The sequence below is a fragment of the Mycobacterium sp. PS03-16 genome (assembly GCF_004570325.1).
In the GTDB taxonomy this organism is placed as follows: domain Bacteria; phylum Actinomycetota; class Actinomycetes; order Mycobacteriales; family Mycobacteriaceae; genus Mycobacterium.
This window is the reverse complement of the sequence record NZ_SPQO01000016.1, coordinates 1-19,310: the sequence shown is the minus strand read 5'-3', so window position 1 is coordinate 19,310 and position 19,310 is coordinate 1. Positions and strand designations below refer to the sequence as shown.

Sequence of the window (19,310 nt, the reverse complement as noted above, 5' to 3'; positions counted from 1 at the left end):
TATCCGACGCGGGTAGGGAGGGTGGTCGTATGGCGCGCTGCAGGGTCGGATTCGTCGGGGCCGGCGGGGTGGCGGCGCGCCACGCCCGTCATCTCGCCGAGATCCCGGATGTGGATGTCGCCGCCGTCACCGACCTCGCGTCCGCAACGGCCGGTGCCTTCGCGGAGGCGACCGGCGCCAAGCGAGTCCCGGACCTCGCCGCCCTGCTCGACGAGTCACCGGATGCGGTGTACGTCTGCGTGCCGCCGCACGCCCACGGACCCATCGAACAGCGACTGGCCGAGGCCGGTGTCGCGCTGTTCGTGGAGAAGCCGCTGGGCACGGACCCCGACACCGCCGGCCGTACCGCCGCGCTCATCGCCGAACGCGGCGTCGTCAGCGCTGTCGGCCACCACTGGCGGTACTCCGCGGCGATCGCCATGGTTCGAGAGGCGTTGCACGAGAGCGACATCCGCTTGGCGGTCGGGTCGTGGCTGGACAAGGTGCCGCCGGTGGCATGGTGGTGCCGCCGCGACCTGTCGGGTGGGCAGATCATCGAGCAGGCGGTCCATGTGCTCGACCTGCTGCGTCATCTCGTCGGTGAGGTCAGCGAGGTGAGCGCCTACGCCAACGCCGCGCCGCCGGCGCATCCCGGCGCCGACGTCGACGGGGCCACCGCGGCGACGCTGCGCTTCACCTCCGGTGCGGTCGGCACGGTCGCCGCCGCCTGCTGTCTGACCTGGAAACATCTGGCGGGCATCGACATTCATGCCGACGGCGTCAGCGTCACCGTGCGGGAGGACGCGGTCGTCGCGCACACCGCCGAGGGGCCCGTGCACCGGGACCTGGACCCCGACGACGCCAAACGAGCCGCCGACCGCGCCTTCGTCGACGCGGTGCTGGGGCGCGGCGCGGGTCCCGGCGGGATCCTCGTCGACTACGCCGAAGCCCTGCGCACTCACGAATTGGCCTGTGCCATCGCGGCGTCGGCACAGCAGTCCCGCCCGGTGGCGCTGCATGCATGACAACGGGTTCGCCGTCGTGGTGGACCGGCCGGGCGAGGTGCGGCTGCAGGACCTCCCGCCCCGGGATGGATTGCCGGACGGGCAGTTCGACGTCGAGACGGTGTTCAGCGGGCTGTCCGCCGGCACGGACCTGAGTTGGGTCAAGGGCAGCAACCCGGCGCTGCACCGGCACTTCGACACCGATCTGGGCCTGTTCCTGCCCGGGGCGGCGCACGCCGGCTACCCGGTGGAGCGCTTCGGCTACATGCAGGTCGGCCGGGTGACCGCCAGCCGGACGCCGACCGTGACGCCGGGCGACCTGGTCGCGATGACCTACGGGCACCGCAGCCACTACCGCGCGGACGCCCTGCGCGATCGCTTCGTGCCGCTACCCCGGTCGCTGGACCCGGTGCTGGGGATCTATGTCGCGCACATGGGGCCGATCTGCGCGAACGGCCTGCTGCACGCGGCGGCCGACGTGGTGGGCGCCGATGTGCGCGGACTGGGTGACGGCGTACGCGGGCGGCACGTCGCGGTGGTGGGGGCCGGGGTGGTGGGCCTGCTCACCGCGCTGCTCGCCGCGCACCACGGCGCGGACGTGCTGGTGTTCGACGAGACCGCCGAGCGGTGCCGCATCGCCGAGCGGCTCGGCCTGCCGACGCTGAATCTGCGCGCGGGCGATCCGGCGGTCGTGGTCAAACAGCGCTGGGGCCGGCCCGGCGAACGCGGCGCCGACGTCGTGTTCCAGTGCCGGGGCCGGGGCAGCGCGCTGGCGCTCGCGTTGCGCCTGCTGAGACCGCAGGGCACCGTTATCGACCTGGCCTTCTACCAGGGTGGGTGCGACGAGGTGCATCTGGGCGAGGAGTTCCACCACAACGGGCTTTCCGTGCGCTGTGCGCAGATCGGCCGGGTGCCGCGCGGCACCGCGCACCTGTGGAACCGCGACCGGCTGAGCGCCGAGACCGTCGCGCTACTCGATGACCGGGGCGATGCGATCGTCGAGCACCTCATCACCGACCGCGTCCCGCTCGTCGAGGCGCCGCAGGTGCTGACGCGGCTCGCGGCGACCCGGCATCAGGGGTTGCAGGTCGTGTTCACCGGCTGACCCGGCCCCACAGACGACGATGGCCGCCTCGACGGGAGGCGGCCATCGACGACAGCTGTCAGATCACCACGGCGTCAGCTTGGCCCACGGCATCGAAGGCATCTTCGGCATCTGCGGTGCCGGCAGGTTGACCTCCGGCGGGTTGAGGATGAACGGCACGCTGAACCCGAAATCCGGCACCACGTCGGGCAGCACGACATCGGGCAGGCCGATCTCGACGGGCACGCTCGCCTCGACCGGCGAGGGGAGGTTCGCCACGTTCTTGGCGACCTCGCGCGACCACTCCTCCGGGATCTTGATCGCCGGGCCGTCGGACGCGGTGTTGCGCTTCTCGGCCGGCTGCTCCTCGGCGGGGCGCTCGCAGGCCGCCGGGTCGGCGCACTCCTGGGCGGGGGCCGGCTGAGCAGCGGCCACGCCGGTGCCCAGGAACCACGCCGGCAGGCCGACGACGCCGACGATCGATGCGCCGGCAAGTACTCGTTTGATGTCCACGGTGAACCCCTCGCAATAGGAAATCGGTTAGATCATATGCCTATCGCGCGAGTCGTGCGCACCGTTCCATGCCGCCGACCGCCCGGAGCGGGGTTTGCTTGTCCGCAATGCGCAACTGCCGACAGCAGCGCCGATCCGGGCGACCGCCCATTGCTGACGACCGCGCGCGAAACCGGCAAAGGGCACCGCGCGGCACCACAGGTCGTTGCCTGCGGAAACGTCGAGGGGCGGCGTTGTGGCGAACACCGAGGCGGTCAGTTACGCAGCGTGAACCCGGCGTCGAGCGGCCAGGACGTCCCAGTGATGAATCTCGCGGCATCGGAGACCAGCCACGCCACCGCCGCGGCGATGTCGCCGGGCTGCAGCAGCGCGATCGGCAGCGCGTTCTGCTGGGCCATCAGCCACGGATCCTCGGCGGCCGCCAACGCCATCGTGGCCTCGTTGATGATCATGTCGGTGGCGACGCCGCTGGGATGGATGGTGTTGACCCGGATCGAGTGCGGCGCGAGCTCGGTGGCCCAGCCCTGCATGAGCGCGACGAGGGCGCGCTTCGACGCGGCGTAGGCCTGTAGGCCCGGCCGGTCGGTGCCCGACGCCTTGAGGCCCTGGGTGGAGCTGGCCAGCACGATGGATCCGCCGCGGCCGCCCTCGATCAGCGCGGGGATGGCGGCGTCGACCGTGTTCCACGCACCGATCAGGTTCACCTCGACGATCTCGCGGAATGTCCGCGGCCGCTCGTCGGTGTCGGTGACCCGGATGACGCCCGCGTTGGCGATCACGATGTCGAGCCGGCCGAACTCCCGCACCGCCGCGGCGACCACCGCGTCGACCGCCTCGGCGTCCCGCACGTCGGCGCGGTGGGCGAGGATCCGGCGGCCCCGTGCCTCGACGAGCCGGACCGTCTCGGCCAGGTCCTCCGGCGTAGCGCCGGGGTAACCGGTGGTGTCGAGGCTCGCGCAGAGATCGAGGGCCACGATGTCCGCGCCGTCGCCGGCGAGCTGCACGGCGTGCGCGCGGCCCATACCGCGGGCGGCGCCGGTGATGAACGCCACGCGGCCGTCGAGAGTGCCCATGCTCAGCCCTTCGGGAAGTTGACGTTCTTGGTGACGGTCTCCCACTCGTCGATCGACGCGGAGAACGCCGCCAGCTTGTCACGCACGGCCTTGAGCACATCGCGGCCGAGCAGCAGCCGCAGCGGCGGCTCGTCGAGCGTGGTCACCATCACCACCGCTTCGGCGACCTTGCGGGGGTCGCCGGGCAGGTGGTTCGCGAACTCCTTGATCATCGTCTTGCGCGCGCCGACGGTGTCGTCGTAATCCCCGATCGGCGTGGCGGATTCCCACATCGACCGCGCCGCCCAGTCGGTGCGGAACGCGCCTGGCTCGATCGCGGTCACCTTGATCCCGAGCGGTCCGACCTCCTGAGCCAGCGCCTCGGTCAGCGCCTCGAGCGCGAACTTCGTCGACGAGTAGTACGCGTTCGGCGGGTTGGCCACCAGCCCGGTCATCGACGAGATGTTGACGATGTGGCCACCGCGGCGGGACCGCATCTGGGGCAGCACCGCCTTGATGGTGTCGACCACGCCGAAGTAGTTCGTGTCGAACAATTTCCGGACCTGCTCGTCCTCGCCCTCCTCGACCGCGGAGAGGTATCCGTTGCCCGCGTTGTTGACCAGCACGTCGACACCGCCGAAGGCGTCCTCGGCCGTCTGCACCGCGGCGGCGATCTGCGCCTTGTCCGTGACGTCGAGCGCGGCAACCGCGACGCGCTCGCCGAACGTCTCGGCGAACTCGGCGACGGACTCCGGGCGGCGGGCGGTCACCACCACCGAGTGCCCCGCTTCCAGTGCGGCGCGGGCGATCTCCCGGCCGATACCCGTCGAGCAGCCGGTGACCAGCCAGCGTGCCATCTCAGATCGTCCCTTCCGGGAGCCGGCGCAGATACGCCGCGCGCCGGGCGGCGAGGTCGGCCGCCCGCTGGTCTGCCGACACCCGGGCCAGCATGGGCACCTCGCGGTCGAGATCGTCGAGGTGGATCACGCGCCCGCGCGCGCCGAGGTCCGGTGTGGGCCCCTCGGCCCCGAACTCGGCCATCCGCAGCGTCAGGATCCCCTCCCGCAGGCCGTCGGAGTCGATCCAGTTCGCGACGCCCGGGTCGGTGGGGGAGATGACGTAGGTGTAGGTACCGTCCGCGTTCGGTGCCGACTGCGCCTTGTTGAGGCTGCCGGTGCGATCGACGATGTCGAGCGTGGTGCCCCAGATGTTGCTCAGCGGAACGGTGAAGTACTCGGCGCCGCCGTCGCTGACGTCGACGACGAACGCTTCGCCGGGTGCGAGGTCGAAGCGGCCCATCACGTACACCTGATTGCGCATCGCGCCCACCGTGTCCGCCGACCATGCCAGGTTGAAATGATTCGGCGGCATTTTGTAGATGCCGTGGCTGAGCTTGCCGGTGAAGTTCGCGAAGTGGGCCATCATCGCCGCGGTGGCGTCGGCCTGTTCGTCGAGGGTGCGGGCCGACCGGTCGGGGGCTCCGCCGAGCCGCTGCACGGCGAGGTGATTGGGATCGTCCCGGTCCCAGTTCAGCAGGACGTCGCGGATGTAGAACTCGTGGGCCTCGGGCGTGGTCTGGACGTGATTGGGTCGACCGCCGGCCGGGTCGGCGTCGACGGCGATGGTGAACGACCCGTCGGCGTCGACCTCCATGGTGCGCCCGTTGAGGACCGCGACGGTGCCCATGTCGGCGTCCCACAGCGTGAAGTAGTTCTCGGTCATCCGGTTGGCGCCGACCCGCCCGTGGATCTCGTAGCGTTCGGCGCCGGAGATCGGGATGACGCGGTAGACGCTGTCGGGATTGTCGATGCCCCAGCGCGACCCGGGGACGGCGCGCCCGGCGACGGGATGGCCCAGGCGGGTGATGCAGCTGACCCTGGGACGCAGCGGATCCTGGTTCGACGACCACATCGCCGCGGAGAACATCACCTCGGCGAACGCGTCGTCGAAGCGTTCCCGCATGGCGTCGGACGCCCTGGCCCGCGAAAGCCACGTCTCGGCGACGCTGCGGTAGGCCGCCTTCACGGTTGGGTGGGCCGTCAGCTCCAGGGCGGCCAGTTCCTGTTCGTGTTGCGATGCCGTCGCGACCGGGTCGCCGGTGAAGTCGGTCATGCGGTCCTCCCGGATAGGTCGGCGCCGGTGCGGAATCGGCGGTTGTAGGCAGCGAACCGTTCGTCGATCTGCGCGTCGCGCAGGCCGTAGTCGGCCGCGGTGTACGGCGGCCGGGCCGGCTCACGCGGCCGATCGGTCAGCCAACGGCGCATCGCGGCCTCGGCGTCGGCGGTCAACGGGAGGCCGATCGCGTCGTACACGCGTGCCACCTGGCCGATCGGATCGGCGACGGCGTCGGCGAATTCGATGTCCGTGCAGCGCGCCGAATCGTCGCCCCATCGGCCCCGGGTGGCCATGGCGCGGTCGTTGGCCCAGCCCATCCGCTCCAGCCATTCCGCGCCCACCCGATGGCGGTCCACCCGGTCGGCGTGCATCGCGTGCAGCGTGGCGTTGAGGCCGGCGCCCGACGGGATCGTCTCCCGAGGGTCGCGGTGCATGTGCACGATGTGCAGGTCCGGGAACCTGTCCCGCAGCGTGTCCAGATAGCCAAGGTGTGCAGGTGATTTCAGCACCCAGCGATCAGCGGTCACACCAGCCCGCTTCTTCTGCCACTGCAGGAACTGCAGCATCCGGTGCAGATGGGCGTAGGCCGGGCCGAAGTCCTGCCCGTCGATCCACGCGCGGTAGGCCGGCACATGCGCACCCGACTCCGGGACGTGCGACAGGAAGGCGTCGGAGAGGAAGACGATCTCCTCCTCGGCTTCGCGGGCGTACATCGGGTGGATGCTGAACAACTCCGGCGCCAGCTCGCGCGAGACCGCCTCGCGCTTCTCGCTGACCGCGATCCGCGGATCCTCGCCGCCGCCGAAGTCGTAGCCGAGCTGCGGTGCCACCTCGACGACCTCCCAGCCGTACGCACACCGGAACCGCTCGTCGGCGGCGAGGAGGCGCTGCAGGAGGGTGGTTCCGCTGCGCATCATGCCGACCACGACGACCGGTGCGGCGATGACCTCGTCGGTGATCTCGGGGTGGCGCCGGATCCACTCCTGGGCGCGCAGCCGCATCCGCAGACTGTGCACCAGGCCCGAGCGCAGGATGTGCCCGCCGATGTCGTTGAGGTCGGCGCCGGAATAGCTTTCGGCGAGCACACCGAGCGGCTCCTCGAACGGCAGCGGACCCCATTCGGTGACGCCCTCCTTGCGCTGCGCGGTGGCCATGAGCGCGGCCGCGTCGAAGGAGGGCGTCATGGGGTCAGAACTTCAGGTGATGGCTGGTGTCGCCGACCTGATCGACGAACATGACCCGGGTGTCGAACCACCAGACACCGTCGATGCGGTGGAAGGTGTCGCGGTAGTGGCCGGTGACGATGACCTGCAGCGGCAGGTCGGGTGTCGCCTGGGTGACGCAGTAATACGCGCTGCCCCGGGCCGTCCCCGCCGAATCATCAACGTAGATCTGCACATTCGTGGTGAAGTGCCGGGTCTTGGGCGTGCCGTCGTCGTACAGGCGGGTCGCCATGTCGTACATCTGCCGCACGCGATCGGCGCCTTCGAAGACCGTCTCGGGCGGTCCGTCCGCCATCCCGCAGATGCGGCCGTGGGCGAACAGCGCGGCGACTCCGTCGAGGTCGCCGGCATCGATGCGCTCGGCGTAGGTGTACACGAGGTTCTCGATCTCGCGGGCGCCGTCGCTCACGGGCGTAGACAATCAGCTCCCGTCACCGATGTCAACGCTTGTGTTCACGGTCCGCGCGGCGTGGCTAGTCTGGCAGCGTGACAGCACAGTGGTCGCCGGCCCGGCTCGGCGATATGAGCGGTAAGCGGATCATCGTCACCGGCGCCACCAGCGGGGTGGGGTTCGCGACCGCGCGGGCCCTGGCTCACGCCGGCGCCCAGGTGATCCTCGCCGTGCGCAACCTTGAGCTCGGCGCGCAGCGCGCGGCCGAAATCGGCGGCGACACAACGGTCCTGAAACTCGACCTGGCCGATCAGTCGTCGGTGCGCGCGTTCCCGGAGCTGTTCACCGGCGACGTCGACGTACTGATCAACAACGCCGGCGCGGTGGCCCAGACCCGCAGGGAGACCGTCGACGGCTTCGAGATGACGCTGGGCACGAACTTCCTCGGCCCCTTCGCGCTGACCAATCTGCTGTACCCGCGGGTGCGGTCGAAGATCGTCAACGTCGGATCCGACGCCCACAAGTCCGCGACGATCACCCTCGACGATCCGCATCTGCGCTCGCGGAAGTGGTCGGCGTTCCCCGCGTACGCCCGCTCGAAGCTCGCCGTCATGCTGTGGGGCCTGGAACTCGACCGGCGGCTGCGGGTTGCGGCTTCGCCGGTCACCACCTACCTCACCCATCCGGGCTGGGTGACCTCGAACCTGGCGAAAGTGGGCGAAACCCGCGTCATGTCGGCGTTCCACGCGATGGTCAACTCGGTGGCGGGCGTCATCGGCAACGACATCGACGCGGGGGCCGCACCGACGCTGTACTGCCTCACCGAGCCGATCCCGCCGGGCAGTTACGTGGGCATCAACGGACGTTTCGGATTCCAGGGTGCGCCGACGTTGAGCGGCCGGACCCCCAACGCCTGTGACTACGACGACGCCCGCAGGCTGTGGGAGTTCGCGGAGAAGGAGACCGGTACCTCCCTGGGCAGTTAGAGAATGCCCGTCAGCGGCCTGACTCCACCGGCTCGCGGCGCAGGACGACGGCGGTGACGTCGTCGCGTTCCAGCTGTCCGTTCGCACCCGCGCACAAGGCGTCCACCAGCGCCTGCGGACTGGAGCCGTGCTGTTGCGCGCAGTGCGCGACCGCGTCGGAGAGCTGCTCCACCGAGCCACCCCACAGATCCATCACCCCGTCGCTGACGAGCAGGATCGCATCACCCGGGTGCAGCGCGCCACGCTTCTCGTCCCAGCCGTCGTCCAGCCCCATCGGCAGATCGCTCGACGGCACCCGCTCGACGCGATTGCTCCCGGTCCGCACGATGAAGTGCAACCCGTGTCCGGCGTCGGCGAAGCGGAAGTCACCGGTGTGGAGGTCGACCAGCACGTAGGTCAAGGTGATGAACGCGCTGGTGCGCTGGAGGTCGCGGTCGATGACGCCGGCCACCCGGCTCACCGCCGCCGACGGGCTGAGCTCGGGATCGTTGGCGCGCAGGGCCGCCCGGGTGGCCGCGGCCAGCATGCCCGCACCCATGCCCTTGCCCATGACGTCGCCGAGGCTGAGCACCGCGTGCGGAACCTGGACGCGGATGTCGTAGAAGTCCCCGCCCACCTGGCGCGCGGGAACCGATGCCGCGCCGGAACTCCACCCGGGAGTGGCGGGGAACTGCCCGGGCAGCAGCGCCCGCTGGACCTCCGCGGCGCGTTCCAGCTCCGCCTGTTCCAGGCGGCGGGCCCGCAGGGCTTCGGTGATGTCGTAGAACTGCAGGGCCAGGGTGCGGCGGTCGTCGTCGGTGCTGATCGGAGAGATGCTGACGTTGAGCACCTGGCCGCTGACGGTGGTCAGCGTGAGGCGGGCGTTGCCGTCGGCCATCGCGTCGGCCTTCGCGGACAGCGCGTCGATCGCCTCGTCGCCCAGCACCGCGGCGAGGCGCGCCATGTCGCCCTCGAGCTCCGGCAGCATGGCCACCGCCGAGGCGTTGCTCCGCAGCACGGTCCACCCGGTGTTGTCGCGGACTGCGATCACCATCCCGGCCACCGACGTGTCGAAGATCTTGCGGAACAACTCCTCGCTCTCGACCAGTCGTGCGGCAGTGTGCCGCTCGGCGGTGACCGCCAGAGCGAGCGCGAGGAACACCACCACCATCGACAGCTCGAAGATCTGCAGGACGACGTTGCCGGTCTCGGTGCCGAGGAGGTGGAACGCGAACGGTCCTTCGCCGTGGGCGCTGCCCGCCGAGGCGATCACGGCGATCGCCAGCATGAGCACGATCACCTCGCGGGTGGACAGCCGCATCGCCGCCCACACCAGCGGCATGAACGGCAGGAACGACAGCGGCATCCCGGGGTTGAACGCGAACACGAACGTGACGAGCGCCAGCGTGGCCGCACTGAGGATGACCGTTTCGACCGGACCCGCCCGGTGGGGCCGGCGCGGCAGATCCATGAACAGCGGAGCCACCAGCAGCATGCCGGCGGCATGCTTCGGGGCGGAGGTCACCAGACGCGTCCACGCCGCCGACGAGTCGACGATCAGGAAGGTCGCCGCGGTGGCGACCACGTCGTACACGGCGGCCGCCGAGACGACCGCGATCAGCAGCCGACCGAGGTCCCGCGGATCGGACAGCGTCGGCAACCTGTCGCGCCGGCCGCGCAGGATCAGCGTGCCGACGGCCATCTGGATCCCCACCGCCACGGCGAGCGCCGCGGCCAGCAGGGCCGGCCGGCCGGCGATGTAGAGCAGCGGCAACGTCACCGCGGACACCGCGGCGGCCAGGATCCAGGTGTACCGGCGGGGGAAGCGCAAGCCCAGGCCGAGGGCGATCCCGGCGACCGGCCACCAGGCCGTCGACGCCAGCGCGGCGGGTTGGGTGACGAGCGAGAACCAGCCGATGATCCCGACCGCCACCAGGGAGACGAGAATGAATGCCACGGCGGACGACCGACGCTCAGCTTTCCGCAATTCCATCCCACCCCGGTCAGAACTCACCCGTTCACTATTTCATTTTCAGCGAATGGCGGGAGCAGGTCGGGCCGGGGATTCCCGGATGAGCACAGGAAAGCACAAGATCAATTGCTGACGGCCGGATGCCGCCGGGCGACGCCGCGGCAGGACCGGTCGGATGCAGGAACAGACAGGCGTCGCGGGACCGACGTTGCAATCTTGCCACATTTGCTTCGCATGGCGAATGAAGCAGGGGACGAAGCCACGTATTCCGCCCTCAAGGCCGAGATCGCTCGGTCGCCGCCGGCCCTCGGTGGCGGCGCCGAAGTTCATCATGGAATGACGAACGCCATTCGAGCTGTGGCGAGGGAGCGGCACTCACCCGGGTCTGGTGAGGCCTGCTTCGTGCGCGACGGATTTCACCGACGCGCTCAGGCATCGAGCGATCGGATCGGCAACTGCGTCGGCCCGACGGACCGGACGCGACGACGCGGTGGCTTGAAATCACCGTCCAGCACGTCACTACGTTGCGCTTGAGCGAGAATCGCGCGCAATGTGGGCACCCCGCACGGCAATTCGGCGCACGGTGGAGACCCCTTCTGGCTCCGGAGGTTTCCCGGGCAAAGATGAGCTGTGCGTCGTGAGCGGTTCGCGCCCGGCGCGCCTGTGGCGGGCGTACTGTGCGGCCAGGCCGTCAGCCACGGGAGGTCTTGCTATGGCATCACTTCGGGTGTTCGTTGTCATGACCGTGGCGATGGTGCTCTTCGCCGGCGGCGCGATCGCGCCGGCAACGGCGACGGCGTTCTCCAACCCGAGCCTCCCCGTCGAGCAGCTCGACGTGCCATCGGCAGCCATGGGCCGCGACATCCGGGTCGAATTCCTCAGCGGCGGAGACGGTTCTCATGCGGTGTACCTCCTCGACAGCATGGAGGCGCCCGAGGACTTCAGCGGCTGGGACCGCAACACCGCGGCCTTCGACATCCTGAACGGCTCGGGTCTGTCGGTGGTCATGCCCGTCGGCGGGGAGTCCAGCTTCTACAGCGACTGGTATCAACCCGCGGTCGGTAACGGCAAGACCGTCACCTACAGGTGGGAGACGTTCATCACCGAGGAATTGCCGGCGTGGCTGGCCGCCAACCGCAATGTCGCCGCGACCGGCAACGCCGCGGTCGGGGCGTCGATGGGCGGTTCGGCCGCGCTGACGCTGGCGATCTACCACCCGCAGCGGTTCGTTTACGCCGCCGCGCTGTCGGCGTTCCCCAACCTCTCCGAAGGTCAGTGGCCCGGGCTCGTCGGCCTGTCGATGAACTGGAATGGCGGGTTCAGTTCGGCAGCCATGTGGGGTCCGTCCGGCGATCCGGCGTGGGTGCGTAACGACCCCACCGTCAACGTCGCCCGACTGGTTACCAACAACACACGGATCTGGGTCTACTGCGGCAACGGTTCGCCCACCGACGTCGCCTACGCCAATCCCGCACCGGTGGCTGGCGAGGGCTTCCTCGAAGGGTTCGCGATCGAATCGAACCGGACGTTCGAGCAGCGGTACCTCGCCGCGGGCGGGCGCAACGGCGTGTTCAATTTCCCGCCGAACGGCACGCACAACTGGGGTTACTGGGCGCAGCAGCTACAGCAGATGCGGCCGGATCTGCAGCGGGTGCTCGGTTAGCGGCGACGGCCCCACCAGCGCGAGGGTCTGCGTAGCCGGCGACGCCGCCTGAGGCCGGCTCGTCGATCGGTGTGGTGCCCCCGGCAGGATTCGAACCTGCGGCCTTCTGCTCCGGAGGCAGACGCTCTATCCCCTGAGCTACGGGGGCGCGTGGAACACCGCGCCATTGGGCGTGGACAGCGTAACGCATCCAGCGCCGCCGCACGGATTCGGGCTCTGACCACCCCAGACCATAGGATGGACCCCCGTGACACCCGCCGACCTCGCCGAGCTGCTCAGGGCCACCGCGACCACCGTGCTGACCGGGCGCGACCTGGACACCGCCGCCCTGCCGGCGGTCGTGACGGTGGAGCGTCCGCGCAACCCCGAGCACGGCGACTACGCCACCAACCTCGCGCTGCAGGTCGGCAAGAAGGTCGGCGTGAACCCGCGGGAGCTGGCGGGCTGGCTGGCCGACGCACTGACCGCCGCCGAGGGCATCGCCGCCGCCGAGGTCGCCGGGCCGGGATTCGTGAACCTGCGGCTTGAGGCGTCGGCGCAGAACGTCATCGTCGGCAACGTGATCGCCGCCGGGGACCGCTACGGGCACTCGGCCGAGCTGTCCGGACGCCACATCAACCTCGAGTTCGTCTCCGCCAACCCGACCGGGCCGATCCACATCGGCGGCACCCGCTGGGCGGCGGTCGGGGACGCGCTGGGCCGGCTGCTGTCCACCCAGGCCGCGCAGGTCGTCCGCGAGTACTACTTCAACGACCACGGCGCCCAGATCGACCGGTTCGTCAACTCGCTGATCGCCGCCGCGAAGGGCGAGCCCACGCCCGAGGACGGCTACGCCGGCAGCTACATCGGCGACATCGCCGCCCAGGTGCTGGCCAAGGACCCCGACGCGCTGAGCCTGCCGGACGAGCAGATGCGCGAGACGTTCCGGGCCATCGGCGTCGACCTGATGTTCACCCACATCAAGGCCTCGTTGCACGAGTTCGGCACCGACTTCGACGTGTTCACCCACGAGGATTCGATGCACACCAGCGGCCGCGTCGACCAGGCGATCGCCCGCCTGCGCGAGACCGGCGCGATCTACGAGAAGGACGGCGCGACGTGGTTGCGCACCACCGACTTCGGTGACGACAAAGACCGCGTGGTGATCAAGAGTGACGGTGCGCCCGCCTACATCGCCGGCGACCTCGCCTACTTCCTGGACAAGCGGCAGCGCGGATTCGATCTGTGCATCTACATGCTCGGCGCCGACCACCACGGCTACATCGCGCGGCTCAAGGCCGCCGCGGCGGCCCTCGGCGACGACCCGGACACCGTCGAGGTGCTGATCGGGCAGATGGTCAACCTGGTCCGCGACGGGCAGCCGGTGCGGATGAGCAAGCGGGCCGGCACCGTCATCACGCTCGATGACCTGGTCGAGGCCATCGGCGTCGACGCCGCGCGCTACGCGCTGATCCGCTCGTCGGTGGACACCCCGATCGACATCGACCTGGCGCTGTGGTCGTCGGCGTCCAACGAGAACCCGGTGTACTACGTGCAGTACGCCCACGCCCGGCTCTCCGCGCTGGCGCGCAACGCCGCCGACCTCGGCGTCGTCGCGAGCACCGAGCACCTCGACCTGCTCACCCACGACAAAGAGGGCACGTTGATCCGCAACCTCGGCGAGTTCCCGCGGGTGCTCAAGGCCGCCGCGGCGCTGCGCGAGCCGCATCGCGTGTGCCGCTACCTCGAGGACCTCGCCGGCGACTACCACCGCTTCTACGATTCCTGCCGGGTGCTGCCGCAGGGCGACGAGGCGGCGGGCGACCTGCACTCCGCGCGGCTCGCGCTGTGCCAGGCCACCCGCCAGGTGATCGCCAACGGCCTGGCGATCCTCGGCGTGACCGCACCGGAGCGGATGTGAACGCCCATCCCGCCGGTCCCCGGCACGCCGAGGAGATCCACCACGCCGGTGCGCCGCAGCGCCCGTCGTCGGTCGACGAGGTGCTGCAGATCGCGCCGAATGTGTGGCCCCGCAACGCCGTTCGTGGCGCCGACGGCGTGGTGTCGATCGCCGGGGTCCCGGTCACCGACATCGCCGCCGAGTACGGCACCCCGTTGTTCATCATCGACGAGGACGACTTCCGGTCACGCTGCCGCGAGATCGCCGCGGCGTTCGGCGGCGGCGACTACGTCCGCTACGCGGCGAAGGCGTTCCTGTGCACCGAGGTGGCGCGCTGGATCGACGAGGAAGGTCTCGGGCTCGACGTCGCCAGCGGGGGAGAGCTCGCGGTGGCGCTGCACGCCGGCTTCCCCGCCGAGCGGATCGCATTGCACGGCAACAACAAGTCGATCCGCGAGCTCACCCTGGCGGTCGAGTCCGGGGTCGGCCACGTCGTCGTGGACTCGATGATCGAGATCGACCGGCTCGACGAGATCGCCGCGAACGCCGGTGTGGTGCAGGACGTCCTGGTGCGGGTCACCGTCGGGGTGGAGGCCCACACCCACGAGTTCATCTCCACCGCCCACGAGGACCAGAAGTTCGGGCTGTCGCTGGCCAGTGGCGCGGCGATGGACGCCGTGCGCCGGGTGTTCGCGACCGACAACCTGCGGCTGCTCGGGCTGCACAGCCACATCGGCTCGCAGATCTTCGACGTGGCCGGCTTCGAGATCGCCGCGCACCGCGTGATCGGGCTGCTGCGCGACGTGGTCGCCGAATTCGGGGTGGATAAGACCTCGCAGATGTCGATCGTCGACCTCGGCGGCGGGCTCGGCATCTCCTATCTGCCGCAGGACAATCCGCCGCCGATGACCGAACTCGCCGATAAGCTGCTCGAGATCGTGCGCAGCGAGTCCGCCGCCGTCGGCCTGCCCGCACCCCAGCTCGTCGTCGAACCCGGCCGCGCGATCGCCGGGCCGGGCACCATCACGCTCTACGAGGTCGGCACCGTAAAAGACGTGGCGGTGAGCCCGACCGCGCACCGCCGCTACGTCAGCGTCGACGGCGGGATGAGCGACAACATCCGCACTTCGCTGTACGGCGCCGAGTACGACGTCCGGATGATCTCGCGCGTCAGCGACGCCGCGCCCACGCTCGGCCGGGTGGTCGGGAAGCACTGCGAGAGCGGCGATATCGTCGTCCGCGACGCCTGGTTCCCCGACGACGTGACCCCCGGCGACCTGCTGGGCGTGGCGGCCACCGGTGCGTACTGCTATTCGATGTCGAGCCGTTACAACCTGATCGGCCGCCCCGCCGTGGTGGCGGTCAAGGACGGGCAGACCCGCCTGATCCTGCGCCGGGAGACGGTCGACGACCTGTTGAGTCTGGAAGTGAGGTGACGCCGTGAGCGCATCAGAGAAGCCCGTCGGCGTGGCGGTGTTGGGGCTGGGCAACGTCGGCAGCGAGGTGGTCCGCATCATCGAGGACAGCGCCGCCGACCTGGCCGCCCGCGTCGGGGCGCCGCTGGAGCTGCGCGGCGTCGGGGTGCGGCGGGTGGCCGACGACCGCGGTGTGCCGGTCGATCTGCTGACCGACGACATCGAGCAACTGGTCTCCCGCGATGACGTCGACATCGTCGTCGAACTGATGGGCCCCGTGGAACCGGCCCGCAAGGCGATCCTGTCCGCGCTCGAACAGGGCAAGTCGGTGGTGACCGCCAATAAGGCGCTGATGGCGCAGTCCACCGGTGAGTTGGCCCAGGCCGCCGAATCCGCCCGCGTCGATTTGTATTTCGAGGCCGCGGTGGCCGGTGCGATCCCGGTGATCCGTCCGCTGACGCAGTCCCTGGCCGGCGACACCGTGCTGCGGGTGGCCGGAATCGTCAACGGCACGACCAACTACATCCTCTCGGCGATGGACGACACCGGTGCCGACTACGCCGGTGCCCTGGCCGACGCCGGCGCGCTGGGGTACGCCGAGGCCGATCCGACCGCCGACGTCGAGGGCTACGACGCGGCGGCCAAGGCCGCGATTTTGGCGTCGATCGCCTTCCACACCCGGGTGACCGCCGACGACGTCTACCGCGAGGGCATCACCAAGGTGTCGGCGGCCGACTTCGCATCGGCGCGCGCGCTGGGCTGCACGATCAAGCTGCTGGCCATCTGCGAGCGGCTGACCACCGGCGACGGGCAGCAGCGGGTGTCGGCCCGGGTGTACCCGGCGCTGGTGCCGCTGAGTCACCCGCTGGCCTCGGTCAACGGCGCGTTCAACGCCGTGGTGGTCGAGGCCGAAGCGGCCGGACGGCTGATGTTCTACGGCCAGGGCGCCGGCGGTGCGCCGACGGCGTCGGCGGTGATGGGCGATCTGGTGATGGCCGCGCGCAACCGCGTGCAGGGCGGCCGGGGCCCGCGGGAATCGAAGTACGCCGCGCTGCCGGTGTCGCCGATCGGCTTCATCCCGACCCGCTACTACGTCAACATGAACGTCGCCGACCGCCCGGGCGTGCTGTCGTCGGTGGCGGCGGAATTCGGCAAGCGCGAGGTGAGCATCGCCGAGGTGCGCCAGGAGGGCATGGTCGACGAGGTCGGGCAGCCCTGCGGGGCCCGCATCGTCGTGGTGACCCACCGCGCCACCGATGCGGCACTGTCCGAAACCGTTGCCGCACTCGCCGATCTCGATGCGGTGCAGAGCATCAACAGCGTTCTGCGCATGGAAGGAACCAACGAATGAGTACGCCATCGCAGGCGGTGCACCGGCCGTGGCCGGGCCTGATCGAGGCCTACCGGGACCGGTTGCCGATCGGCGACAACTGGACGCCGGTCACGCTGCTCGAAGGCGGCACGCCGCTGATCCACGCCAAGCGGATCAGCGAATACACCGGATGCACAGTGCATCTGAAGGTCGAGGGGCTCAACCCGACGGGTTCGTTCAAGGACCGGGGCATGACGGTGGCCGTCACCGAGTCCGCGGCGCGCGGTCAGCAGGCCGTGCTGTGCGCGTCGACCGGCAACACCTCGGCGTCGGCCGCGGCGTATGCGGCGCGGGCGGGGATGACGTGCGCGGTGCTGATCCCGCAGGGCAAGATCGCGATGGGCAAGCTCGCCCAGGCGGTCATGCACGGCGCGCGGATCATCCAGGTCGACGGCAATTTCGACGACTGCCTGGAGCTGGCCCGAAAGCTCACCGCCGACTTCCCGACCATCGCGCTGGTCAACTCGGTCAACCCGTACCGCATCGAGGGGCAGAAGACCGCGGCGTTCGAGATCGTCGACGCGCTGGGCACCGCCCCGGACGTGCACGCGCTGCCGGTGGGCAATGCGGGCAACATCACCGCGTACTGGAAGGGCTACACCGAGTACCACCGCGACGGCGTGTCCGACCGGTTGCCGAAGATGCTCGGCACGCAGGCCGCCGGCGCCGCACCGCTGGTGACCGGCGAGCCCGTCAAGAACCCCGAGACCATCGCCACCGCGATCCGCATCGGCGCCCCCGCTTCGTGGAACGGCGCGGTGGAGGCCCAGCAGCAGTCCGGTGGCCGGTTCCTGGCGGCCACCGACGAGGAGATCCTCGCGGCCTACCACCTGGTGGCGCGCACCGAGGGCGTGTTCGTGGAACCGGCGTCGGCGGCCAGCGTGGCCGGGTTGCTCAAGTCCATCGAGGACGGCTGGGTCGCCAAGGGGTCCACGGTGGTGTGCACGGTGACCGGGAACGGACTCAAGGACCCTGACACCGCGCTCAAAGGCATGCCGACGGTGACCCCCGTCCCGGTGGATCCGGTGGCGGTCGTCGCCGAACTCGGACTGGTCTGACGGGACGGCCGGTGACCCACACTCTTCCCGCCGGGCTGTCGGCGACGGCCGTCGTCGCGGCCTCGAGCGCCAACCTCGGGCCCGGATTCGACAGCCTCGGCCTGGCGTTGAGCCTGTACGACGACGTCGTCGTGGAGACCACCGAGTCGGGGTTGACCGTCGAGGTGGAGGGGGAGGGTGCCGGCCAGGTCCCGCTCGATGCCGGCCACCTGGTCGTCCGGGCGATCGAGGCGGGGCTGCGGGCAAGTGGCTGCGCCGCGGCGGGCCTGGTGGTCCGGTGCCGCAACGACATCCCGCATTCGCGCGGACTCGGCTCGTCGGCGGCCGCAGTGGTGGGTGGTCTGGCCGCCGCCAACGGGCTTGTCGCACAGTCCGGTTCGACGCCGTTGACCGATACCCAGCTGGTGCAGCTGTCGTCGGAGTTCGAGGGTCATCCGGACAACGCGGCGGCCGCGGTGCTCGGCGGCGCGGTGGTCACCTGGACCGACGAATCGGCCGGGCGGGCCCGCTACGCGGCCGCGCCGCTGCGGCTGCACCCCGACATCCACCTGTTCCCGGCGATCCCGCAGGAGCGTTCCTCGACGGCCGAGACCCGCGTGCTGCTGCCCGAGCAGGTCAGTCACGCCGACGCCCGCTTCAACCTCAGCCGCGCCGCACTGCTCGTGGTGGCGCTGACGGAGCGTCCGGACCTGTTGATGGCGGCCACCGAGGATGTCCTGCACCAGCCACAGCGGGCGCCGGCCATGCCGGCCTCGGCGGAATATCTGCGCGTGCTGCGTCGTTGTGGTGTACCAGCGGTGTTGTCGGGCGCCGGACCTGCGGTGATCGCGTTGAGCACCGAGGCCGAGCTCCCCGCCGAAGCGCTCGAGTACGGCACCGCGAATGGTTTCACCGTCGCCGAGATGTCGGTGGGTGAGGGAGTCCGCTGGTCGTCGGGTGTCGCCGCGCGTCGATGACCTTCGACACGCTGCCGGGGTGGTGCGGGGGTTTCTTGCTTCCGGCTGCCAAGCGGGATATCCTCGCTTTCGTCCAGCAATCGCAGCGTTTCTAGCTGCGCCGACACTAGGACGCCACCCATCTCTCCCGTTTTTCACCCGTGGACTGACGGTTCGCCTCATGGCGGCGAATCCCGGCGATCACCGTTGCACAGGCGGCGGTGGGACCTTCGCGTTCAGCGGATGGGCTGAGCGCCGAGGAATTTTGAGCCCTCGCCCAACGCAGTCAGCGAGGGATAAGAAAGGAAATCCGTGACCGATACGGACCTCTTCACGGCCGAAAACGCCGAGGTGCCGAACGCCGTGACGACTGACATCCCTGCCGCGCCGGAGAGCGCGCCCGTCACCACGACGACCGCGGAAACCGCTCCGACCGCCGATGTGGCGTCCGGTGACCGCGCCAGCTCGTTGACCTCCATGGTGCTTCCCGAGCTGCGGGCACTGGCCCGTCAGATCGGTGTCGAAGGCGCCTCCGGCATGCGCAAGAGCGAACTGATCGCCGCGATCCGCGAACGCCGCGGTGATGCCAACGGTGCTGCCAAGGCCGACGGCGCCGACGCGCCGGCGACCCAGGCCGCGCCGCGCCGCGAGCGCCGCTCCTCGTCCCGCCGCGCGGGCGCCCCCGCCGCC

The 19,310-nt window shown here is 70.2% G+C and carries 17 protein-coding genes and 1 tRNA gene; 10 read left to right on the top strand and 8 right to left on the bottom strand.

What is annotated here, in order from left to right:
- The first annotated feature begins 29 nt into the window (after positions 1–29).
- Together E4P42_RS15025 and E4P42_RS15020 are read left to right on the top strand one after the other, a co-directional pair.
- On the top strand, positions 30–1,004 hold the full coding sequence (locus tag E4P42_RS15025) for a Gfo/Idh/MocA family protein (RefSeq protein WP_135126876.1): 975 nt from the start codon (positions 30–32) through the stop codon (positions 1,002–1,004).
- On the top strand, positions 997–2,088 hold the full coding sequence (locus E4P42_RS15020) for a zinc-binding alcohol dehydrogenase (protein WP_135126875.1): 1,092 nt from the start codon (positions 997–999) through the stop codon (positions 2,086–2,088). Before E4P42_RS15025 ends, E4P42_RS15020 begins: the two co-directional genes overlap by 8 nt.
- A 63-nt stretch (positions 2,089–2,151) precedes the next feature.
- Here E4P42_RS15020 and E4P42_RS15015 read toward each other — a convergent pair whose 3' ends face one another.
- The 6 genes from E4P42_RS15015 to E4P42_RS14990 all read right to left on the bottom strand — a co-directional run bounded on the left by E4P42_RS15015 (position 2,152) and on the right by E4P42_RS14990 (position 7,379).
- Positions 2,152–2,580, bottom strand: coding sequence for a hypothetical protein (locus E4P42_RS15015; protein WP_135126874.1), 429 nt, complete (start codon positions 2,578–2,580; stop codon positions 2,152–2,154).
- Positions 2,581–2,834: 254 nt separating this feature from the next.
- Positions 2,835–3,653 (bottom strand): mycofactocin-coupled SDR family oxidoreductase, encoded by an 819-nt coding sequence (locus E4P42_RS15010; protein WP_135126873.1) that lies wholly within the window; start codon positions 3,651–3,653, stop codon positions 2,835–2,837.
- Between the two features lie 2 nt (positions 3,654–3,655).
- Positions 3,656–4,489, bottom strand: a complete 834-nt coding sequence (locus E4P42_RS15005) for an oxidoreductase (RefSeq protein ID WP_135126872.1) — start codon at positions 4,487–4,489, stop codon at positions 3,656–3,658.
- 1 nt (position 4,490) lies between these two features.
- The gene (locus E4P42_RS15000; RefSeq protein ID WP_135126871.1) at positions 4,491–5,744 is read right to left on the bottom strand and encodes a DUF1214 domain-containing protein; all 1,254 of its coding nucleotides are present in this window, start codon (positions 5,742–5,744) and stop codon (positions 4,491–4,493) included.
- The gene (locus E4P42_RS14995) at positions 5,741–6,931 is read right to left on the bottom strand and encodes a sulfotransferase (protein WP_135126870.1); all 1,191 of its coding nucleotides are present in this window, start codon (positions 6,929–6,931) and stop codon (positions 5,741–5,743) included. The genes E4P42_RS15000 and E4P42_RS14995 overlap by 4 nt, the downstream gene beginning before the upstream one ends.
- 4 nt (positions 6,932–6,935) lie before the next feature.
- The gene (locus E4P42_RS14990; protein ID WP_135126869.1) at positions 6,936–7,379 is read right to left on the bottom strand and encodes a nuclear transport factor 2 family protein; all 444 of its coding nucleotides are present in this window, start codon (positions 7,377–7,379) and stop codon (positions 6,936–6,938) included.
- A gap of 77 nt (positions 7,380–7,456) precedes the next feature.
- On the opposite strand from E4P42_RS14990, the gene E4P42_RS14985 reads away from it, so the two are divergent.
- Entirely contained in the window at positions 7,457–8,347 is an 891-nt protein-coding gene (locus tag E4P42_RS14985; RefSeq protein ID WP_135126868.1) for an SDR family NAD(P)-dependent oxidoreductase, read from the top strand.
- Between the two features lie 10 nt (positions 8,348–8,357).
- Here the strand turns inward: E4P42_RS14985 and E4P42_RS14980 are convergent, their stop codons facing one another.
- The gene (locus E4P42_RS14980) at positions 8,358–10,283 is read right to left on the bottom strand and encodes a SpoIIE family protein phosphatase (RefSeq protein ID WP_245234034.1); all 1,926 of its coding nucleotides are present in this window, start codon (positions 10,281–10,283) and stop codon (positions 8,358–8,360) included.
- 727 nt (positions 10,284–11,010) lie between these two features.
- Here E4P42_RS14980 and E4P42_RS14975 point away from each other — a divergent pair.
- Positions 11,011–11,961, top strand: coding sequence for an esterase family protein (locus E4P42_RS14975; protein WP_135126867.1), 951 nt, complete (start codon positions 11,011–11,013; stop codon positions 11,959–11,961).
- 72 nt (positions 11,962–12,033) lie between these two features.
- Here E4P42_RS14975 and E4P42_RS14970 read toward each other — a convergent pair.
- A tRNA-Arg gene (locus E4P42_RS14970) sits at positions 12,034–12,109 on the bottom strand.
- A 99-nt stretch (positions 12,110–12,208) separates the two neighbouring features.
- Here E4P42_RS14970 and argS point away from each other — a divergent pair.
- The 6 genes from argS to E4P42_RS14940 all read left to right on the top strand — a co-directional run.
- Positions 12,209–13,861 carry an arginine--tRNA ligase gene (gene argS / locus E4P42_RS14965; protein WP_135126866.1) on the top strand — a complete coding sequence of 551 codons (1,653 nt, stop codon included), beginning with the start codon at positions 12,209–12,211 and terminating at the stop codon, positions 13,859–13,861.
- A gap of 35 nt (positions 13,862–13,896) precedes the next feature.
- Complete coding sequence (lysA, locus tag E4P42_RS14960) at positions 13,897–15,276, top strand: diaminopimelate decarboxylase (protein ID WP_245234040.1); 1,380 nt, start codon at positions 13,897–13,899, stop codon at positions 15,274–15,276.
- 4 nt (positions 15,277–15,280) lie between these two features.
- Positions 15,281–16,606: a homoserine dehydrogenase gene (locus E4P42_RS14955; RefSeq protein ID WP_135126864.1), complete on the top strand. Its 1,326-nt coding sequence runs from the start codon at positions 15,281–15,283 to the stop codon at positions 16,604–16,606.
- A complete protein-coding gene (gene thrC / locus E4P42_RS14950; protein WP_135126863.1) occupies positions 16,603–17,685 on the top strand; it encodes a threonine synthase in 1,083 nt (360 codons plus the stop codon). The genes E4P42_RS14955 and thrC overlap by 4 nt, the downstream gene beginning before the upstream one ends.
- Before the next feature lie 11 nt (positions 17,686–17,696).
- A complete protein-coding gene (thrB, locus tag E4P42_RS14945) occupies positions 17,697–18,641 on the top strand; it encodes a homoserine kinase (protein ID WP_135126862.1) in 945 nt (314 codons plus the stop codon).
- A 291-nt stretch (positions 18,642–18,932) separates the two neighbouring features.
- The coding region (locus tag E4P42_RS14940) for a Rho termination factor N-terminal domain-containing protein (protein ID WP_209305783.1) at positions 18,933–19,310 on the top strand (378 nt) is incomplete at its 3' end.